This window comes from Roseateles asaccharophilus (genome assembly GCF_004362405.1).
GTDB lineage: Bacteria > Pseudomonadota > Gammaproteobacteria > Burkholderiales > Burkholderiaceae_C > Kinneretia > Kinneretia asaccharophila.
Window position 1 is genome coordinate 140,297 of the sequence record NZ_SNXE01000001.1, and the last position, 19,787, is coordinate 160,083.

General features: G+C 68.3%; 15 protein-coding genes. 12 read left to right on the plus strand and 3 right to left on the minus strand.

Features of this window, described 5'->3' with window-relative positions; genetic code table 11:
* A complete protein-coding gene (locus tag DFR39_RS00605) occupies positions 1-1,011 on the minus strand; it encodes a fumarylacetoacetate hydrolase family protein (RefSeq protein ID WP_133601596.1) in 1,011 nt (336 codons plus the stop codon).
* A 46-nt stretch (positions 1,012-1,057) separates the two neighbouring features.
* On the opposite strand from DFR39_RS00605, the gene DFR39_RS00610 reads away from it, so the two are divergent.
* From DFR39_RS00610 to DFR39_RS00625, 4 genes are all read left to right on the plus strand, one after another.
* Complete coding sequence (locus DFR39_RS00610) at positions 1,058-2,098, plus strand: DUF3108 domain-containing protein (RefSeq protein ID WP_133601597.1); 1,041 nt, start codon at positions 1,058-1,060, stop codon at positions 2,096-2,098.
* A 167-nt stretch (positions 2,099-2,265) separates the two neighbouring features.
* Entirely contained in the window at positions 2,266-2,553 is a 288-nt protein-coding gene (locus DFR39_RS00615; RefSeq protein ID WP_133601598.1) for a BTH_I0359 family protein, read from the plus strand.
* A 113-nt stretch (positions 2,554-2,666) separates the two neighbouring features.
* A complete protein-coding gene (locus tag DFR39_RS00620; protein WP_133601599.1) occupies positions 2,667-4,979 on the plus strand; it encodes an ATP-binding protein in 2,313 nt (770 codons plus the stop codon).
* A gap of 172 nt (positions 4,980-5,151) precedes the next feature.
* Positions 5,152-5,853 (plus strand): PEP-CTERM sorting domain-containing protein, encoded by a 702-nt coding sequence (locus DFR39_RS00625; protein WP_133601600.1) that lies wholly within the window; start codon positions 5,152-5,154, stop codon positions 5,851-5,853.
* A gap of 288 nt (positions 5,854-6,141) precedes the next feature.
* Here DFR39_RS00625 and DFR39_RS20330 read toward each other — a convergent pair whose 3' ends face one another.
* A complete protein-coding gene (locus DFR39_RS20330; RefSeq protein WP_281277209.1) occupies positions 6,142-8,253 on the minus strand; it encodes a S8 family serine peptidase in 2,112 nt (703 codons plus the stop codon).
* A gap of 371 nt (positions 8,254-8,624) precedes the next feature.
* A complete protein-coding gene (locus tag DFR39_RS00635) occupies positions 8,625-10,538 on the minus strand; it encodes an amidohydrolase (protein WP_211343761.1) in 1,914 nt (637 codons plus the stop codon).
* Positions 10,539-10,739: 201 nt separating this feature from the next.
* On the opposite strand from DFR39_RS00635, the gene DFR39_RS00640 reads away from it, so the two are divergent.
* The 8 genes from DFR39_RS00640 to DFR39_RS00675 all read left to right on the plus strand — a co-directional run bounded on the left by DFR39_RS00640 (position 10,740) and on the right by DFR39_RS00675 (position 19,785).
* Positions 10,740-11,222, plus strand: a complete 483-nt coding sequence (locus DFR39_RS00640; protein WP_133601601.1) for a retropepsin-like aspartic protease family protein — start codon at positions 10,740-10,742, stop codon at positions 11,220-11,222.
* Between the two features lie 56 nt (positions 11,223-11,278).
* Positions 11,279-12,022 (plus strand): PhaM family polyhydroxyalkanoate granule multifunctional regulatory protein, encoded by a 744-nt coding sequence (locus DFR39_RS00645; protein ID WP_133601602.1) that lies wholly within the window; start codon positions 11,279-11,281, stop codon positions 12,020-12,022.
* Positions 12,019-13,170, plus strand: a complete 1,152-nt coding sequence (locus DFR39_RS00650; RefSeq protein ID WP_133601603.1) for an FIST signal transduction protein — start codon at positions 12,019-12,021, stop codon at positions 13,168-13,170. Before DFR39_RS00645 ends, DFR39_RS00650 begins: the two co-directional genes overlap by 4 nt.
* A gap of 103 nt (positions 13,171-13,273) precedes the next feature.
* Positions 13,274-14,788, plus strand: coding sequence for an FAD-linked oxidase C-terminal domain-containing protein (locus tag DFR39_RS00655; protein ID WP_133601604.1), 1,515 nt, complete (start codon positions 13,274-13,276; stop codon positions 14,786-14,788).
* Positions 14,788-15,876 carry a glycolate oxidase subunit GlcE gene (gene glcE / locus DFR39_RS00660; protein WP_133601605.1) on the plus strand — a complete coding sequence of 363 codons (1,089 nt, stop codon included), beginning with the start codon at positions 14,788-14,790 and terminating at the stop codon, positions 15,874-15,876. The genes DFR39_RS00655 and glcE overlap by 1 nt, the downstream gene beginning before the upstream one ends.
* Positions 15,863-16,555: a class I SAM-dependent methyltransferase gene (locus tag DFR39_RS00665; RefSeq protein ID WP_133601606.1), complete on the plus strand. Its 693-nt coding sequence runs from the start codon at positions 15,863-15,865 to the stop codon at positions 16,553-16,555. The genes glcE and DFR39_RS00665 overlap by 14 nt, the downstream gene beginning before the upstream one ends.
* Before the next feature lie 7 nt (positions 16,556-16,562).
* Complete coding sequence (gene glcF / locus DFR39_RS00670) at positions 16,563-17,810, plus strand: glycolate oxidase subunit GlcF (protein ID WP_133601607.1); 1,248 nt, start codon at positions 16,563-16,565, stop codon at positions 17,808-17,810.
* A 292-nt stretch (positions 17,811-18,102) separates the two neighbouring features.
* Positions 18,103-19,785: an alkaline phosphatase family protein gene (locus DFR39_RS00675; RefSeq protein ID WP_133601608.1), complete on the plus strand. Its 1,683-nt coding sequence runs from the start codon at positions 18,103-18,105 to the stop codon at positions 19,783-19,785.
* Positions 19,786-19,787: the final 2 nt, after the last annotated feature.

The window sequence follows — 19,787 nt, forward strand, 5'->3', positions numbered from 1 at the left end:
TCAGTCCGCCGTGGCGGAATCAGGCTCCGCGGCCTCATGCAGGGACAGCACATCCTGGTCGATGGCACCGAACAGGCTCTGCCCGTCCAGGCCCTTCATCTCCATGCGGATGCTGTCGCCGAACTTCATGTACTCGGTGCGCGGCTCGCCATGCTCCAGCGTCTCCAGGGCGCGCTTCTCGGCAATGCAGCCATAGCCCCGGCTCGCGTCCCGGGGACTCACCGCGCCCGAGCCCACGATGGAGCCGGCGCGCAGGGCCCGTGTCCTGGCCAGATGGGCGATCAGCTCGCCAAAGTGGAAGTGCATCCCCTCGCCCGCCTCGCACTGGCCCACCTTGCGGCCATTCCACTGCGTCTGCAGGTTCAGATGGACACGCCCACCCTTCCAGGCCTCGCCAAGCTCGTCGGGCGTGACCGCCACCGGGCCGAAGGCCGTGGCGGGCTTGCATTGCAGCAGGCCGCGGCCGGCTTCGGCCTGCATGAGCTGGCGCAGGGTCCAGTCATTGACCAGGGCGAGCAGGCGCACGCCCTCCAGGGCCTGGGCCGGCGACGCGCCCAGGGCCACATCGCCCGTGATGACGGCGAGCTGCGCCTCAAAGTCGGGGCCCATGGCCTCGGCGGCAAAGCGCGCCGGTTCGCAGGGGCCCAAGAAGGCATCGCTGGCGCCGCGCTGCAGCAGGGGCTCGCGACTCAGGCCATCGGGCAGCTCCGCCCCACGCGCCTGATGAAGCCGCTCCTGGTGGCTTAGATAGGCCGAACCGGACAGCCACTGATAGGCCCGAGGCAGGGGCGCCATGCAGAGCTTGGGATCAAAGGCAAAGGCATGACGCGCCCGGCCATGGTTGAGCGTGGTGTAGAGCTCCTCCAGCTGGGGCGAGAGAAAGTTCCAGTCATCCAGCACCTGCTGCAGGCGCGTGGCAATGCCGTTGGCGTAATGGGCCTGGCTGAGGTCACGCGAGACCACGACCAGCTGGCCGTCGCGCGAACCGTCCTTGTAGGTGGCGAGCTTCATCGGATGGAGGAGATCCGCAGGAGGACGAACATGGCAGCATTGTCCAATGAGTCTTCGCCCCCGCCTCGCCCCCGGGCTGCCGGCCGCCGTGCTGGCGGCCCTGGGCCTGCATGCCGCCCTGGGGCTGTGGTGGTTGGAGGCCGGCGCGCCACGCTCCAGCCCCGGTACGCCCTCTGCACCTTCCGCTCCAAAGGCCACCAGCAGCATGCAGACGCGGCAGCAGAGCGCGCCGGCCCCCCTCCAACCCCCTTCGGTCGATCCCGATATGCGGCCAGCCGCCGCCAAACCGACCGCAAACCCGGCCGCACCGCAGCCCAGTCCCGCCCGCCCCATGAGCCTGGCCAGGACAACACCAATACCTGCGCCATCATCCGCCCCGGCGTCGGGGCTGAGCGCGCAAGAGACGCCGGACAGCGCTAGGCGCTACCTCGCCGCGCCCAGCCTGCACTGGCAGTACCGCCTGCAGCAGGACGAGCAGGAAGGCTGGGCCCGCCTGCATTGGCAGAATGCCGAGACCGAAGGCCGCTATCAGGCCCGCTTGCAGCGCGAGCTCGCCGGCCGTCCCCTGCCCGCCTGGCGCAGCGAAGGCGGCTTTGACGCCCTGGGCCTGGCGCCGATTCGCTTTGCCGAACAGCGGCGGGCGCAGCAGGACAGCCGCGCGCTCAATTTCCGGCGCGAGCAGGCACTGATCAGCTTCTCGGCCAGCCCTGAGCAGATCCCTCTGCCCGCCGGCGCCCAGGACAGGCTGAGCTGGATGCTGCAACTCGCCGCCCTGATGGAGGGCGATCCCCGCCTGGGCCAGACCGGCATCCGCATCCAACTGCCCGTGGCGGGCGTGCGCGGCAGCCTGGCCGACTGGGAGTTCGAGGTCCTGGGCCGGCAAGACCTGAGCTTGCCCGTAGGCACCGTCACGGGCGCCCTGCATCTGCGGCGTGCCGCACCCGGACTCTACGAACCTGATGTGGAGGTCTGGCTGGATCCCGCGCGCCACCATCTGCCGGTACGCCTGCGGCACAGCCAGGGTGATCGGCTGCGTTGGACACTGGAGCTGCAGACCGAGGCGCTGCAAGGCGCAACCCCACCCTGACCCGGCATCATGAGGGCAAAAGCGCCCTGGCGTGAACTACTGACGCTCCAGCACCACAAGCGCCGTGGGGTATCCCCCGAAACGCAGGAGCTTCTGCCAGTATTTCTCCAAGGCCGGGCTTGAAAGAGCGTAGGCTGACCGCAGCTACCGGGCAACGAGGAGTCATCATGCACATGCTCTACAACTCCCCCAGTTTCATCGTGGTGCAGTTCGATGTGCCCGTGGAAGGCCTGCTGCAGCACGATGCCAGCCAGCCTGAGCTGCAGCTCAGCCGCGGCGGCTTCGAGATCGTGGACAAGTACGCCCGCCGCGAGATCTTCATCGAGGGCGCGCTGGCCGAGCAGTTCCAGCAAGGCGTCGAATCGCTGATGGAGCAAGACCCCAGCGAGGAAGATATCGATGACTTCATCGAGACCTACGCCAATCTGGGTCAGCAGCCGGTGGTGATGCACTGAGGCCCACCCCAAAAATCCATGTCCACGGCGGCCGGGCTTGACAGCGCGGCACACTGAGACAAGATGGGGCTGATTCCGGCGCCCCACGGCGCCGGTTCCGTGAGGAGTGCCCCATGGTGAAGCGCATCAGCGACCCACGCGTACTGGCATCCCCGGGCCTGGCCCGGGCTCCGGTGCTGGACCGCATGTGCTCGCACTTCGTGCTCACGCTCACGGTCAAGCACGCCGCCCGCTTCAATCTGCGGCGCGACTTCAACGGCCTGCTCTCCTTCACAGGCCGCCATCTGGTGTGGCCGCTGCGTGTGCTGGCCAGGCTGCGTGCCTATCTGGCCCAGCGCTGCCAAGGCAATGAGCTCTGGGCCGGCCACACTGCGCTGAGCGACGAGGAATTCCTCGATCGCTACGGCGTCTGGCACGGCCCCTTTGCCGAAGCCACGCTCTTCTTTTACCTGGACGAATACATCAAGGACGCGCCCAAGGACATGATGGCCTTGCTGGCCACCACCTGCGAGTGGCTGGACCGCCAGCTCAAGAAGGAATCGACCCTGGTCGAGAAGAATATCGCCGCCCTGGGCCAGCTGCTGCAACTCAACCCGGCGGAGCGCGCCATCCTGCTCTACGGCACCCTGGCCCGCTACCAGCGTGAGCTGCGCGGCGCTCTGGTGGAGTTCAAGGTCAACACCGCCCAGGAAGCCTTTGCCGCCATCGCCGCGGTGGCCGACGTCAACGCCCAGGAGGTGGCCGAGGCCCTGCGCGCCGGCTCCCGCCTGGAGCGCATCGGCATGGTGGAGAACCTGATCTCCGAACACAACATCACCGATCTGGCCGACCTGATGAAGGTCAGCGACCAGTTGCCCCCCGTGCTGATGCGCGAGTACCCCGCGCCCGGCGACCTGATGGCCGTGTTCACCCGCCCGGCCGCCAAGAGCGAGCTGCGTCCGCAGGACTTCGAGTTCGTGACGCAAGACCTGGCCCTGCTAGGCGGACTGCTGCGCGAGGCCGTGGCGCGCCGCCAGCCGGGTGTGAATGTGCTGCTCTACGGCCCGCCCGGCACCGGCAAGACCGAGCTGGCCAAGGTGGCGGCCGAGGCCGCGGGCCTGCAGCTCTACGAGGTGGAGTACGCCGATCGCGACGGCAACTCCCTGTCCGGCCGCGACCGCTACCGCAGCCTGCAGATCAGCCAGCAGTTTCTCAAGGCCAGCTCCGACGTGGCCCTGCTCTTTGACGAGGTGGAGGATGTATTCCCGCCCCTGTCCACCGACACCGTGCAGCTGATGGCCCGGCTCGACGCCGCGCTGGACGCGCCGGCCTCGGGCTCGGTCTCGGGCAAGGCCTGGGTCAACCAGATCCTGGAAACCAATCCGGTGCCGGTGATCTGGGTCACCAACCGCATCGAGCAGATCGATCCCGCGTTCCGCCGCCGCTTCCAGTACCACCTGGAGCTCAAGTCACCGCCGCCGGGTGCTCGGGCCGCCCTGGTGCAGCGCGCTCTGGGCGGGGTGCAGGTGAGCGCCGAGTTCGCCGCCCGCCTGGCCGAGCGCCGCGGCCTGACCCCCGCCCAGATCCGCACTGCGGTGCGCTTTGCCGAGCTGGCCGCCCCCGGCGGCGGCGGCGAAGCGGGCCTGAGCGCCGAGGCTCTGATCGAGCGCCAGCTGGCCAATGCCGACCGCGCCCTGGGCCAGCTGGGCCACGAACATGCACGCCGTGCGGTGGTCACGCGCTATGCGCTGGAGCTGCTGAATGTGGAATCTCGCTTCGAGCTGCCGCGCATCGTGGAGGCGCTACGGCGGCGCGGCAGCGGCAATCTGTGCTTCTACGGCCCGCCGGGCAGTGGCAAGACCGCCCTGGCCGAGCACATCGCCCAGGAGCTGGGCCGGCCGCTGATGATCAAGCTTGCCAGCGATCTGGCCAGCAAGTTCGTGGGCGAGACCGAGCAGAACATGGCCCGCATGTTCGAGAGCGCCCAGAACGAAGGGGCCGTGCTGCTGCTGGACGAGGCCGACAGCTTTCTGCGCAGCCGCCGCATGGCCGAGCGCCACTACGAAGTGAGCGAGGTCAACGAGATGCTGGCCGGCATGGAGCGCTTTGCCGGCGTCTTCATCTGCACCACCAATCTCTTCGAGGAGCTGGACGAGGCCGCGCTGCGCCGCTTCGCCTTCAAGATCCGCTTCAAGGCCCTGCACCCCGAGCAGCGCGAGCTGATGTTCGAACGCGAGTCCGGCGCCACGCCGGATGCCGATCAACGCCGGCGCCTGGCCGCCCTGGACCAGCTCACCCCCGGCGACTTCGCGGCCGTGCGCCAGCAGGTCGAGATCCTGGGCGAGACCTTCACCCCGGATGAATTCCTCAGCCAGCTGGAGGCGGAGCACCGCGTGAAGCCGGAGGTGCGGCAGCGGCGGGCGATGGGGTTTGGGCGCCTGGCTTGACGCGCCGCCCGACAGACTCGGGACACAGCTGTCGAAATATCTGACATTGCGGCCGCTCGCAGTCGGCAGGAATGAACTGATATTGTTACAAAACAATGACTTGCGGCGACTGGTACGAATTCTGCTTGTAACCCAGCACACAAGGCGCACTCACAATCATCGAGGTGTCCATATGAAGAAATTCACCCAATTGCTCACCGCCACCGTCCTGACCTTGGGCGCCACGGCCTCATGGGCCGGTGCCGAGTATTGCAGCAACGTCGATGCGACGCCTGGGGTCACGGCCGACGGTCAGAAAAACGGCGATGTGACCTTCCGCAATGCCGCTGCGAATGACTGCTATGGCCTCGGAACCGTCGCACTGAACGGCGACGCCAAGGAACTTGCCGCGGTGAATGCCCTCAAGTGGGCGTCGCTGGCAGATCAGTTCAGCCTGCTGCAAAAGTCCGACAACTCGGACCAAAGCGCCGATCTCTGGAAGCTGGATGCAGACCCTTCCGCCACCGGAACCTGGAATCTCAAGTACACCGGCAACGTCAGCCCGCTCTTCATGGACTTCGTTGTTCTGCTGAAGGCAGGCTCCACGGGCTGGGCGATGTATTTCTTTGACGATATTGCGTTCACCACAAACAACAACTCCGGTTCGGGCAGCTACAAGATCACATGGCTGAACAACGGCGGCAATACGCCGGGCCTGTCTCACCTGAGCCTGTTTGGCCGCGTCGGTGAAGATGGCGGCGGTGGCGGTCAATGCCTGCCGGGCACCTGCCCCCGGACCGTTCCCGAACCCGCCAGCCTGGGTTTGGCCGGTTTGGGGCTGCTGGGCCTGTTCGCTGCGAGCCGCCGTCGTCACACCGTGGTCAAGGCACACTGACGGCGCTGGCGCGCAGCAGCACAGGCTTCGCGCCCAAGCCCAAAGCCGCACCCGTTTCGACGGTGCGGCTTTTTTTGTGCCTGAAGCTTGAGGCTCCGGTCAGCTCCTGTCGGCGCGCTCACTGCGCGTCAGCACGGCACACGATGCGTGCGGTGCGGCGGAGCAGATCAGTCCCATCACCCTGAAGGGGCGCGCCAAGGCGCAAGCCCCGGTGCCGCGGCAAAAGAAAACCCCGACCACTTCGCAGCAGCCGGGGTAGATACTGGGCCTCGATCAGCTCTTGCTGATTCACCTCTTGCTGACCGATGCCGTTGCCGCCGTGCTATTGCCCGCGGCATCTGTGGCCACGGCCCTGATGCTGTAGGAGCCTGCGGCTGCCTTGCGGGTGTTCCAGCTGTAGCTCAGGCTGCCGCCGGTGCCGCTGGCGACCAAGGCGCCGTTGATGAAGAGGCTTTGCTTGAGCCCTGCCGCACCGGCATTGTCGGAGGCCGACACGCTGATGCTGACCGTTCCGGACACCACGGCGCCATTGGCGGGGTTCAGCAGGCTGACGACAGGCGCCACCGTGTCGGCGGCCACGGCATTGGCCACGCTGACGGTCAGGTTCGCCGACGTCCCCGTGTTGCCCGCCGCATCGCTGCCCCGAACCACAAGCGTTGTATTGCCATTGGCCCTCGACGTCGTATCCCAGGTGAAGGCAAAGGGGCTGGTGGTTTCTGTGGCGACGACCACGCCATTGACGAGCAGTTCCGCTTTGGTCACCCCCACGTTGTCCGTCGCGCTGGCACTCACCGACACCAGTCCGCTGACACTGCTGCCATTGCCGGGGCTGGTGATGCTCACCACGGGTGCCTGCGTATCAGCGACGGCCATGGCCTTGGCTGTCTGAACCGCCGCCGCCGCATCGACTCGACCGAAGCCATAATGCTTGTCGCGGCCGGCCGCGCCGAGATCCCTGGCGCTGCTGTAGAGCGCGTTCTGCACCTGGGCCACGCTTAAGTCGGGTCGTGCCGACATCACCAAGGCCGCCACACCCGCGGCCAAAGGTGCCGCAAACGAGGTGCCCGACGGTGCGGTATAGCCCCCCGCGCGCTCCGTGGTCCAAATACCTTCACCGGGGGCAGCCAGACTCACGAGACTGCCCCAGTTCGACCAGGAGGTGATCACATCGGCGCTGTTGGTCGCCGAGACGACCGTGATCGAGGTGCTGGTTGCAGTGGTGACCTCGGTGCCGGCATTGCCCGCACTGACGAAGACCACGCCCCCCTTGGATCGCATGTAATCGGCCGCCGACATGACCGAGGAACTGCTGGCGGCGCCATAGCTGATATTGGCCACCTTGGCCCCGTTATCAGCCGCCCAATACAAGCCGCTGGCCACATGACTCCAGTAGGCATAGGCATTCGCATCGGAAATCCGTATCGGCATCAGCCGGGCGGCCCCCGCCGTGCCCGCGACACCCGCGGCGTTGTTCAGACTGGCCGCCAACACGCCCGCCACCATGGTGCCGTGCCCATTGACATCGGCGGTGTTGTTGTTGCCGTCAATGACGTTCCAGCCCGGCACCATGCGCGCCGCCAGATCGGGATGGGAGCCATTGACGCCGGAGTCGAGAACGGCAACCGTCACGCCAGCGCCCTGGGCACTGTCCCAGGCGGTCGGGGCATTGACGGTCGATAGATGCCACTGACTACCCAAGTAGGGATCGTTGGGGGTCAATGAAGCCGGCACACGGTAATCCAGCTCGACGAAGCGGAAATGTGGATTGTTCCCAAGCACAGCCAGCATGGCGCGCTCATTGCCCACCTGGGGCAGGTCGATCACGAAGAGATTGCTCTTGGCAATGCGGCGCGCCTTGGCGGCGCCCAGACCGCGGGCCTGCGCCTCCACCTGCGCGTCCTTCAAGCCGGCCCGGACCCCCGCCAGCAGCCGCCCTGGCGCAAACTGAGGCTCTGCACCCGCTGCCGTGGGTTGCTGGCGAAGGAATTCCTCCAGATGAGCCTCGGACAGAACGCGCTCAGCGCGCAGCACATGCCGCCCCTCCACCGTCACCAGCAGACAGTGGGTTCCCTCGCAGTAGCTGAGCGCGGTGTACTTGATATCGCGGCCCCAGTCACTGCGGGACAGGGACTCGCAGTACTGCTTGCCGTACTGCAGACCGCCGAGTTCGGGGCGGTAGCTCTGCCGGCCCTCAATGCCCGCGCGCGAGATCTCGACCACCTCGTCAAAGCGCAGCTTGTCCATGCGCTCGCGCAGTCGCTGCCGGGTCTGCGCCGGCAAGTCCCCGTAGCGCAGGGTCGCTTCCGCGACATTGCCTTCGTTGGCGGGCAACTGCCCCAATTCCAGGCCACATCCATTGGCTGCCAGACTCGCGGCCAGTGCAATTGCGCTCAGTGCCATACCCAACTCCTACTGCAGTGGATCAATCCAATGGCAGGGACACGCTCTCCCGTGGCGAATGGCGCTCACTGCCCTTGCGATGGTGCGGCCCATGAAGGCTGCGACTACCGCGTGATGACAGCTTAGGAAACGCCCTCTAGCGAGGTCTGTAAGCTATTGTTGCCCCGCGCCACATGTCGGCTGTTTTCGTCATTAATCCTCAAATCGAGGATTGCCGCAAGGGCCTGCCCCCCGTCCGCGGTGGGGGTGCCCGGCGGAGGTCAGAGGCACTTCAGACTCGTCACGATGACGGCCGCCCCATGGCCGGGCTGTGGCCGCATCATCGGGCTTGAGGCCAAGCGCTGGCTTGCCGACACGCCCCCCAACGCCCCTCAGGGCCGTTGCCCAAGCGCCGCGCTCCTGGGCTGCATGGCCATGAGCAGGAAGTTGGACACACAGGCACCGTGATGCTGAGGCTGCGCGGCACGCAGCAGGGCCACACCGCGGCGCAGCTCCGTGTCGGGCAGGCCCGACATCTCGGCATAGGAGGCCATCACCTGCAGGGCACGAGAGAACGCTGCGCCCGCCTCGCTGGTGAGCGGCACATCCGAGGTCTCGGCGCGCAGGGCCTCGGCGCTGTAGACCACACGGTCTTCCTTGATGGTCTGCATCACCTTCAGGGTGTCGAGCTTCTCGGGATCCATGGCCGTCGGGTCCGCCGAGAGCAGCACCAGATCGGCCAGCTTGCCCGGCGCGAGAGAGCCCTTGCTGGCTTCCTCAAAGTGCTGCCAGGCCGGCCAGAGCGTCATGGCCTTGAGCGCCGTCTCCACCTTGACGCGATGCTTGGGCCCCAGGATGTCGCCCGAACGGGAGCGGCGCGTCACCGTGGAGTACAGCACGCGCATCGAATCGGGGAAAGCGACCGGCGCATCGTGATGGGTGCCGAACATCATGTCGCGTTGCAGAACCCAGCCCGTTGGCGAAATATCGTCCGCCAGGATAGGGCCGACGGTGTGCTCCCGGTGCCAGTCGCCCCAATAGAAGGTATGCATGGGGAACAGCGAGGGGAAGACGCCCAGTTCCTTGAGCGCGTCCACCTGATCCTCGCGCAGGAACTGGCCATGGATGAGCACCGGGCGCCGGCCGGGCCCATGCTCCAGCCTGGCCGCGCGGATGGCACTGAGCAGCACATCGGAGGCGCGCTCGCCATTGGCATGCGTGAGGATCTGCACCCCGTTCTTGAAGGCCCAGCGGATGGCGTCATTGACCTGAGCCTCGGTCGCAGCCGGGTAGCCGGCATAGCCCGGCGGGTAGTTGCCCACGGGCTTGTAGTAGGGACGATCGCGCCAGGCCGTGAAGCCCTGAGGGCTGCCATCGATGGTGAGCTTGGCGCCTCCCACCCGCACCCGGTTCACATAGTGCTGCGAGATATTGGCGGTGATGAAGTTGCGGTCCACCAGCACATCGGGAAAGGCCACGATATCGATGTCAAAGCCGCCCTTGGCGGCGACCTGCCGCAGCGTGCCCACCGTGTCCGGCATGGCGCGCCCCTCCTGGGCCGTGGTGTAGCCGTAGCGGGTCCAGAGTCGCGCGCCCGCCCGCGCAAACTCGGCAAAGCCTTCCGGCCCCAGGCCGCCCAGCAGCTTGACCAGGGCATGGAAATGCGCGGTCTCCTCCATCACGCCATCGGGTCGGCCGTCCGCCAGGCGCCGGATGATGCCGCCCGCCGGATCGGGGCTGCGGGCATTGAGGCCCAGCTTCTTCAGCGCCGCCGTGTTGGCCGCCCCAAAGTGCCCCGACTGATGAATGAGGTAGACCGGAACATCGGCGGACACGGCGTCCAAGTCGGCCGCCGTGGGGTGGCGCCGCTCGGCCATCTGGGCCGGGTCATAACCAAAGCCGATGATGGCCCCCAGGCGCTTGACCATCTCCGCCTGCTCGACATGCCAGGCCCGCAGCACGCGCTGCAGCGAGGCCATGTCCTTGACCTGTCCGTCGGGCGGAGCGAGCAAGTTGGCCGAGGACGCCTGCAGGCCGCCGCCGACCACATGGCCATGGCTGTCCACGAAGCCCGGCAGCAGCGCGCGCCCGCCCAGATCAACCATCACCGTCCCGGCACCCGCATGCCGCATGACCTCGGCCCGGCTGCCGACGGCCAGGATGCGGCCCTGACGTGTGGCCAGGGCTTCGGCACGAGGCTGTGCGTCTTCCATGGTCAGAATGGCGCCACCGGTGTAGATCTTGTCGGCAAGTTCCTGTGCCGAGACCCAGCTCGCCACCAGCAGCGGCATGGCGGCGGCCAGCATGCGCAAGTACCTCACTCGCTGGCCAGTGGCATGAACATGAACTTTGTAGGGCGGGTGATTCATGGAACTCCTCAAGGCCATCGCGGCATCACATCAAGACGGTCCAGACTAGGCATGCCTGTTGCAATCAAGGCATAACAACCCGGCAGGCTTTTGCGGCACGGTCCGCAGCGTGGCGAGTTTCCATGGCATGGTAACGACATGACGCAAAAGGAACTGCCACATAGCCTGAAGATCGTCACCGTCTGGCTGGGCGTGACCCTGCTGGTATTTCTGGGCTTCAAGGGCTGGGAGCACCAGCAGCAGCAGGCGCGCATCGAGCTGCAGGAGGGGCGCATCGTGCTGCAGCGCGCGCCGGATGGCCACTTTCACTGGCGCGGCCGCATCAATGGCGTGGAGGCCGACTTTCTGGTGGACACCGGTGCCAGCGGCACCGCCCTGCCCGAGGCCCTGGCCCGCCAGGCGGGCCTGCAGCCCGAAGGCGAGGTGCGGTCGCAGACGGCGGGGGGACTGGTCAAGGGCTGGCGCAGCCGGGCCACCATCACGCTGGAGGGTGGTGTGCGGGCCGAGCGCCTGCCCGTCACGGTGCTGCCCGAGCTGCATGCGCCGCTGCTGGGCATGGACCTGCTGGGACGCATGCAGTTCAGCCAGAGCCAAGGCCGTCTCACATTTGAAGCGCCCTAGGCTTACCATCGAGCCGGCAAGTCACCCACCGCATCCAACAAGATCCAGGAGACCCCATGGCCGACAGCAGCAACAGCTTCACCAAATTCGTGCCCGGCTTCGACTTTCTGCAAGGCCTGGTCAAGAACGCCGGCGCGGCCCTGCCGGGCATCGGGCAATGGGTGGCCCCCACGCTCAATCCCGAGGAGCTGGAAAAGCGCATCGAGGAACTGCGCACCGTGCAGTTCTGGCTGGAGCAGAACGCCCGCATGCTGGGCGCCACCATCCAGGCCCTGGAGGTGCAGCGCATGACCCTGTCCACGCTCAAGTCCATGAACGTGCCCCTGGGCGATCTGAGCCAGGCACTCAAGGTGCCGCCCATGCCCACGGGCCTGCCTGAAATGCCCGCCACGCCAACGGCGGCCACGCCGAGCGCCAAGGCTGGCGGCAGCGGCAAGGCCAAGAAGGAGGCGGCGCCCGCGGCGGGCAGCCTGCCCACGGTGGATCCCATGCAGTGGTGGTCCTCGCTCAGCCAGCAGTTCACCCAGCTGGCGGCCAATGCCATGAAGGACACGGCCACCGACGCGGCCAAGAACCTGGCCGGCGCCATCGTCAAGCAGAGCTTCGACGCCGCGGGCGAGACGCTCAAGAAGGCCGCCGCCATGCCTGGCGCCATGATCAAGACGGCAGGCAGCAGCGCGGCCGCCGCCGTCGCCGCGGGCGCCAAGCCCAAGACGCGCACCAGCCGTGCCAGCAGCTCGGGCCGCGGCAAGACCAGCGGCAGTGCCACGCGCCGGCGCGGCGGCGGCGCGACCCCATGAAACGCTTTCTCCACGCCCACGCCACGCATCCCGATCCTCATATGGCCCTGGCCCTGGCGGCCGCCCAGATCGAGGCGCAACGGCATGCCAGCGGCATGGGCGCCCCCAGCCTGGGCTGGGTGTATCTGGCCGAGGCCTATGTGCCCCAGGCCGAGGCCTTGCTGGAGGAGCTGCAGCAGCGTTGGCCGGGCGTGGCCTGGGTGGGTGCCAGCGCTCCGGGCATCTGCGCCGAGGGCGTGGAGTACTTCGAGGACGAGCCGGCCCTGGCCCTGATGCTGGCCGAGCTGCCTCGCGAACAGTTCCGGGTGTTCTCGGGGCGCCAGCCCCTGGCCGGCTGGCGCGCAGAGGCCGCCCTAGTGCACGCCGACGGCGACACCCCCGAGCTGCAGGAACTGCTGGCCGAACTGGCCGGCCAGACCGCCCAGGGCCATCTCTTCGGGGGGCTGGCCGTGGGCCACGAAGACGCGGTGCAGATCGCCCAGGGCATCTGGCGCGGCGGCCTCTCCGGCGTGGCTTTCGGCCGGGGCGTGCAGCTGCGTACCCGGCTCAGCCAGGGTTGCCAGGCCCTGGGGCCGGAACGGCGCATCACGGCCTGCGAGGGCCAGCTGCTGCTGGAGCTGGATGGCAGACCGGCCCTGGACTGCCTGCTGCAAGACCTGGCCCTGCCCGTGACCGCGGGCGGCACGGCCTTGCGCGAGGCCCTGCCCCGGCTGCGGCGCACCCTGGTCGGCCTGTCCCAGGCCGGCAGCCGGGGGCGCAGCGAATATGGCCCCGAGGTGCTGGTGCGGCATCTGATCGGTCTGGACCCGGCGCGCCGGGCCGTGGGCCTGGCCGAGCGCGTGGAGACCGGCTTGAGCCTGAGCTTCTGCGAGCGCCAGCCCGAAGCGGCCCGCCGCGATCTGCTGCGCATGGGCACGGCCCTGCGCGCCGAGGCCGAGGAAGAAGGGCTGCGCATGCTGGGTGCGGTCTATATCAGCTGCGCCGGACGGGGCGGCCCACATTTCGGCTCGGCCTCCGCCGAGCTGCAGTGGTTGCGCCACGGCCTGGGCGAGCTGCCCCTGGTGGGCTTCTTCGCCGGTGGGGAGATTGCACCCCAGGGGCGGCTGCATGGCTTTACCGGCGTGTTGACGGTGTTCCTGGACCGCTGAGTGAGGCGCCGATTCGGCATGCGCACGGCAGCAGTGCCGGAACCTGGATGCACAGCAGCGCCGGCGGCGCTGCCGCTACAGTAGCGCCCACAGGAGAGCCGCCGTGAACGCCGTCGCCACAACCGCCTCGCAATCCCCCAGCAGCAGCAGTCCGGCCCGCTTTGAGCGCCAGAAGGCCGTGGTGGCCGCACTCGGCCGCGCGCTACCCGCCCATGCCCTGCTGTGGACGGCCGAAGACACCACGCCCTACGAGTGCGATGGCCTCTCCGCCTACCGCGAGCGTCCCCTGGCCGTGGCCCTGCCGGAGAACGAGGCCCAGGTGGCCGCCGTGCTCAAGACCTGTCACGAACTGCAGGTCCCGGTGGTGGCGCGTGGCGCCGGCACGGGCTTGTCGGGCGGCGCACTGCCCCATGCCCTGGGTGTGACCCTGGCCCTGGCCAAGTTCAACCGCATCCTGGAGATCAATCCCCTGGCCCGTACGGCGCGCGTGCAATGCGGGGTGCGCAATCTGGCCATCTCGGAGGCGGCCGCGCCGCATGGGCTCTATTACGCGCCCGACCCCAGCAGCCAGATCGCCTGCACCATTGGCGGCAATGTGGCCGAGAACTCGGGCGGCGTGCACTGCCTGAAGTACGGCCTGACCCTGCACAACGTGCTGCGCGTCAAGGGCTTCACGGCCGCGGGCGAGCCGGTGGAGTTCGGCTCCGAGGCCCTGGACGCCGCCGGCCTGGACCTGCTGAGCGTGATCGTGGGCAGCGAGGGCATGCTGGCCGTGATCACCGAAGTCACGGTCAAGCTGGTGCCCAAGCCCCAGCTGGCGCGCTGCATCATGGCCAGCTTCGATGACATGCGCAAGGCCGGCGACGCCGTGGCCGCCATCATTGCCGCCGGCATCATTCCCGCCGGCCTGGAGATGATGGACAAGCCCATGACCGCGGCGGTGGAAGACTTCGTCCACGCCGGCTACGACCTGACGGCCGAGGCCATCCTGCTGTGCGAGAGCGACGGCACGCCCGAAGAGGTGGCCGAGGAGATCGATCGCATGAGTGCGGTGCTGCGCGAGAGCGGCGCCACCCAGATCGCGGTGAGCCAGGACGAGGCCCAGCGCCTGCGCTTCTGGAGCGGACGCAAGAACGCCTTCCCCGCCTCGGGTCGCATCAGCCCGGACTACATGTGCATGGACTCCACCATCCCGCGCAAGCGCCTGGCCGACATCCTGTTGGCCATCCAGCAGATGGAGCAGAAATACGGCCTGCGCTGCGCCAATGTCTTTCACGCGGGCGATGGCAATCTGCACCCCCTGATCCTGTTTGACGCCAATGACCCGGAGCAGCTGCATCGCTGCGAACAGTTCGGTGCCGAGATCCTGGAAACCAGCGTGGCCATGGGCGGCACGGTGACCGGCGAGCATGGCGTGGGCATCGAGAAGCTCAACAGCATGTGCGTGCAGTTCTCGGAGCAGGAGCGCGAGCAGATGCTGGCGCTCAAGCGCGCCTTCGACCCGCAGACCCTGCTCAACCCGGGCAAGGTCATTCCCACCCTGAACCGCTGCGCCGAGTACGGTCGCATGCATGTGAAAAAGGGCCTGCTGGCCTTCCCCGAACTGGAGCGTTTTTGATGGCGGGCCTCACGATTGCGGATCTGCAGGCGCGCGTGCGTCAGGCCGCCGAGTCCGGCCAGGCCCTGTGTCTGCGCGGCCATGGCAGCAAGGACTTCTATGGCCAGGAAGCGCGCGGCGAGCCGCTGAGCACCCTGGAATTCGCCGGCATCAGTGCCTACGAGCCCAGTGAGCTGGTCGTCACGGCCAAGGCCGGCACGCCCATCGCCGAGCTGGAGGCCCTGCTCGCCTCCCAGGGCCAGCACCTGCCCTTCGAGCCGCCCCGCTTCGGCGGCCGGGGTACGGTGGGCGGCATGGTGGCCGCGGGACTCTCGGGCCCGGCGCGCGCCAGCGCCGGCTCGGTGCGCGACCATGTGCTGGGCCTCACCCTGATCAACGGGCGCGGCGAGGCCATGAACTTTGGCGGCACGGTGATGAAGAACGTGGCCGGCTACGACGTGTCGCGCCTGATGACGGGTGCCCTGGGCGTGCTGGGTCTGATTGCCGAAGTCTCGATCAAGGTCCTGCCCCTGCCCGTGGCCAGCGCCACCCTGCGTTTCGAGATGGAGGCCGCCGAAGCCCTGCAGGCCTTGAACCGCTGGGGCGGCAAGCCCCTGCCCCTGCAGGCGAGCGCCTGCTGGGATGGGGCCCTGATACTGCGCCTGGCCGGTGCCGAGGCCGCGGTCGCGGCGGCTCAGCGCAGTCTTGGCGGCGAGCTGATCCCGCAAGACCTGGCTCTGCCCTTCTGGACCGGTCTGCGTGACCAGAGCGATGAATTCTTCCTGGGCGCCGAACGCGCGGTGCAGGGCGGCGCGCGCCTGTGGCGGCTCTCGGTGCCACAGACTGCGCCGGTGCTGAACCTGCCCGGCGAGCAACTCATCGAGTGGGGCGGCGCCCAGCGCTGGCTCACCACCCCCGCCGCCGACGCCCAGGTCCGCGAGGCCGCGGCCGCCGTGGGCGGCCATGCCACGCTCTACCGCGCGGCCGACAAGGCGGCCGGCGTCTTCGCGCCGCTGTCGGCGCCGCTGATGCGCATCCATCGCGACCTCAAGAAGGCCTTCGATCCGCATGCTGTCTTCAACCCGGGACGGCTTTATGGCGACCTCTGACCCCAGCGCCCTGCGCTCGCAGGCCGAGCTGATGCCGCGCTACTACGCCCAGCGCGCCCAGGAGTACGAGCGGGTCTTTGACAAGCCGCATCGCCAGCCCGATATCGCCACGCTCAAGACCTGGCTGCGCCAGCAGTTTGCCGGGCGCAGCGTGCTGGAGGTGGCCAGCGGCACCGGCTTCTGGCTGCCCGAGGCCACGGCCGAGGCGCGCGCCTGGCAGGGCAGCGATCTCAACCCCGAGGTGCTGGCCATCGCCCGCAGCAAGCCCCTGGACGTTGCCAAGGTGCAGTTCCGCGAGGCCGATGCCTATGCGCTGGACTTCGTGGCGCCTGGCGCGGCCTCGCCCTACGACGCCGGCTTTGCCGGGCTGTGGTTCTCGCATGTGCCGCGCTCGCGCCGGGCCGAGTGGCTGAGTCAGTTTCACGCCCAGCTGCAGCGCGGCGCACACGTGGTGCTGATGGACAACGCCTATGTGGAAGGCGACAGCACACCGATCAGCCGCCTGGACGCCGAGGGCAATGGCTACCAGCTGCGCAGCCTGTCGGACGGCAGCCGGCACGAGGTGATGAAGAACTTCCCGACCGAGGCCGAGTTCCGGACCCTGCTGGCGGGCCGTGCGCACGAGATCCGCTGGCAGCCCCTGCGCTATTTCTGGACCCTGAGCTACACCCTGGACTGACGCCACGATGCAGACCCATCTCGCCCCCGAATTCCAAGGCACGCCCGAGGGCCGGACCGCCGAGGAGATCCTGCGCCGCTGCGTGCACTGCGGCTTCTGCACCGCCACCTGCCCCACCTACCAGCTGCTGGGCGATGAGCTGGACGGACCGCGCGGCCGCATCTATCTGATCAAGCAGGTCATGGAGGGCGCCACGCCCACGGCCGCCACCCAGCAGCATCTGGACCGCTGCCTCACCTGCCGCAACTGTGAGAGCACCTGCCCCTCGGGCGTGCAGTACGGCCAGTTGGTGGAGATTGGTCGGCAGGTGGTGGAGGCCAAGGTGGAGCGCCCGCGCGCCGAGCGCGCGAAGCGCTGGCTGCTCAAGGAGGGCCTGACCTCGCCGCTCTTCGCCCCAGCAATGAAGCTGGGCCAGGCCCTGCGCCCCCTGGTGCCGGCGGCCCTGCGCGACAAGGTGCCGGCCAAGGCGCCGCCCCAGGCCCACAGCTGGCCGACCCGCAGCCATGCGCGCAAAGTGCTGATGCTCATGGGCTGCGTGCAGCCGGCCATGATGCCCAATATCAACTCGGCCACCGCCCGGGTGCTGGACGCCGCCGGCATCCAGACCCTGGTGGCCGATGGCGCCGGCTGCTGCGGCGCCATCCGCAGCCATCTGAACGATCACGAGGGCGGCCTGTCCGATATGCGCCGCAATATCGACGCCTGGTGGCCCCTGGTGGAAGGCCTGACCGAGGCCGGCCGGGTGGAGGCCATCGTGATGAACGCCTCGGGCTGCGGGCTCACGGTCAAGGAGTACGGCCAGGCCCTGGCCCACGACCCGGCCTACCGCGACAAGGCCGCACGCATCAGCAGCCTGACCCGCGACCTCAGCGAGCTGCTGCCCGAGATGCTGCCGGCGCTCAGGTCGCGCCTGGGCAGCCGCAAGCCGGCACAGCGCCTGGCCTACCACCCGCCCTGCACCCTGCAGCACGGCCAGCGCCTGCGCGGCGGCGTGGAGGGCGCGCTGCGCGAGCTGGGCTTCCAGATCGATGTGGCGCCCTGCGACAGCCATCTGTGCTGCGGCTCGGCCGGCACCTACTCGGTGCTGCAGCCCGAACTCTCCAAGCAGCTGCGCGACCGCAAGCTCGCCGCCCTGGCGCCGCTGCAGGCCCAGACCATCGTCTCCGCCAATATCGGCTGCATCCAGCAGCTGCAGTCCGGCAGCGCCCTGCCGGTGCGGCACTGGGTCGAGGTCCTGGACGACGCGCTGGCCTGAAACCGGTAGGCACCATTTGCAAGCCAGCCGTGCGCTGTGCGCCCAAACCAAGGGCAAACCTGGGGGGCGCTCGCCCGGTTTCTTTACAGAATGTGCCCGCACCAATACCCGAGGAGGGGAAGGGCATTGCGGCCTTGACGCACCAGCCAGCCTGAAGCCCGCCGGAGCCACGGCGCCGCGATACAGCAAGAGAACCGGGCTGCACCCGTGGTGCGGCCCGGTTCATTACCATTGCGCCTTCCGCAGGCCTCGGGCAGCACCCCGAGTGCCAAGAACAAGCAGGTAGAACCTCATGACCGCATCCTCCTCGCGTCGCCACTGGCTGATTGCCAGCGTGGCTGGCGCCGCCGCCCTGCTCGCCGGCTGCGTCGGCCTGCCCCAGCAGGGCACCTCGCCCGCCCCGCGGGCCTCCAGCACACCACCCAAGCTCATCGTCTTCCTGGTGGTGGACGGCCTGCCCATGCGCCAGGTGCTGGGCTACCGCGACCAGCTGGCCCCGGACGGCTTCAACCGCTTTCTGCAGCGCGGCGCCTGGTTCTCGGACGCGCATTACGGCCATGGCCACACGGTGACGGCCGCCGGCCACGCGGTGATGCTCTCGGGCGCCTACCCCCAGCGCAGCGGCATCATCAGCAATGAGTGGCGCGACCGCGAGACCTTCGAGACGGTCTACAACACCCAGGACCCGGCCCACCAGTACATCGGCAACAAGACCGCGCCGCTCTCGGGCACCAGCCCCCGGAACTTCCGGGTGGAGACCGTGGGCGATGTGCTGCGCGGCGTGCAGCCCGAGTCCAAGGTGATCGGCATCTCGGGCAAGGACCGCGGCGCCATCCTGCCGGCCGGCCACAAAGGCACGGCCTATATGTATATGGGCGAGAGCGGCCAGTTCGCCTCCAGCACCTATTACATGCAGCAGCACCCGGCCTGGGTGAATGCCTTCAACGCCGCCAAGCCGGCCGATGCCTTCTTCAAGAAGAGCTGGACCCCGCTGCTGCCCGAGGCGGCGTATGCCCGCTCGGTGCCAGACGGCCAGCCCTGGCAGTCCACCGGCGGCAACGGCAACAAGCTGCCCGCCATCGTCGGCGACAAGATGGACAAGCCAGGCCCGCTGTTCTACGGCAATCTGCTGCCCTCGCCCTTCGGTGACGAGCTGACCCTGGCCTTTGCCCGCGCCGCCGTCGAGGGTGAGCAGCTGGGGGCGGACGACAAGACCGACATCCTCTCGGTCAGCCTCTCCAGCCACGACTATGTGAACCACGCCTTCGGCCCCGAGTCGCGGCTCTCGCACGATCATTTCCTGCATCTGGACCGCTATCTGCAGGGCTTCTTCCAGTACCTGGACGCCAAGATCGGCCCCGGCAACTATGTGGCCCTGCTCACCGCCGACCATGGCTTTGCCGACACGCCCGAATACGCCGCCAGCCGCGGCCTGGACGCCAGCCGCATCAACCCCAGCCTGACCCTGGCCTGGCTCAACACCGAGCTGGGCAAGCGCTTTGGCGAGGGCCGCTGGGCGCGCGGCTACTCCGGCGCCGGCATCCTGTTCGACGAGAAGCTGATCCGGTCCAAGGGTCTGAAGTCCGCCGAGGTCTATGCCGCGGCCAAGCAGCTGCTGCTGACGGTGGACGGCATTGCTGATGTCTTCACCCCGGAGCAGCTGCTGGGCAGCGATACCAAGACCCCCTATCTGGAAGCCATGCGCAAGTCCTGGCACCCCGAGGTGGCGGCGCCGCTGCAGGTGGTGGTCAAGGCCAACTGGCTCTATAGCTCGCGCGGCGGCGGCAGCTCGCACGGCACGCCCTATCGCTACGACACCCATGTGCCCATCCTGGCCTGGGGGCCGGCCTGGGTGGGCCAGGGCGAGGTGAAGCAGGCGGTGGAAGTGGCCGATATCGCCCCCACCCTGGCGACACTGCTCAAGCTGCGTGCCCCTGCGCAATCCCAGGGCAAGCCCCTGCCCCTGCCGCGCTGAGG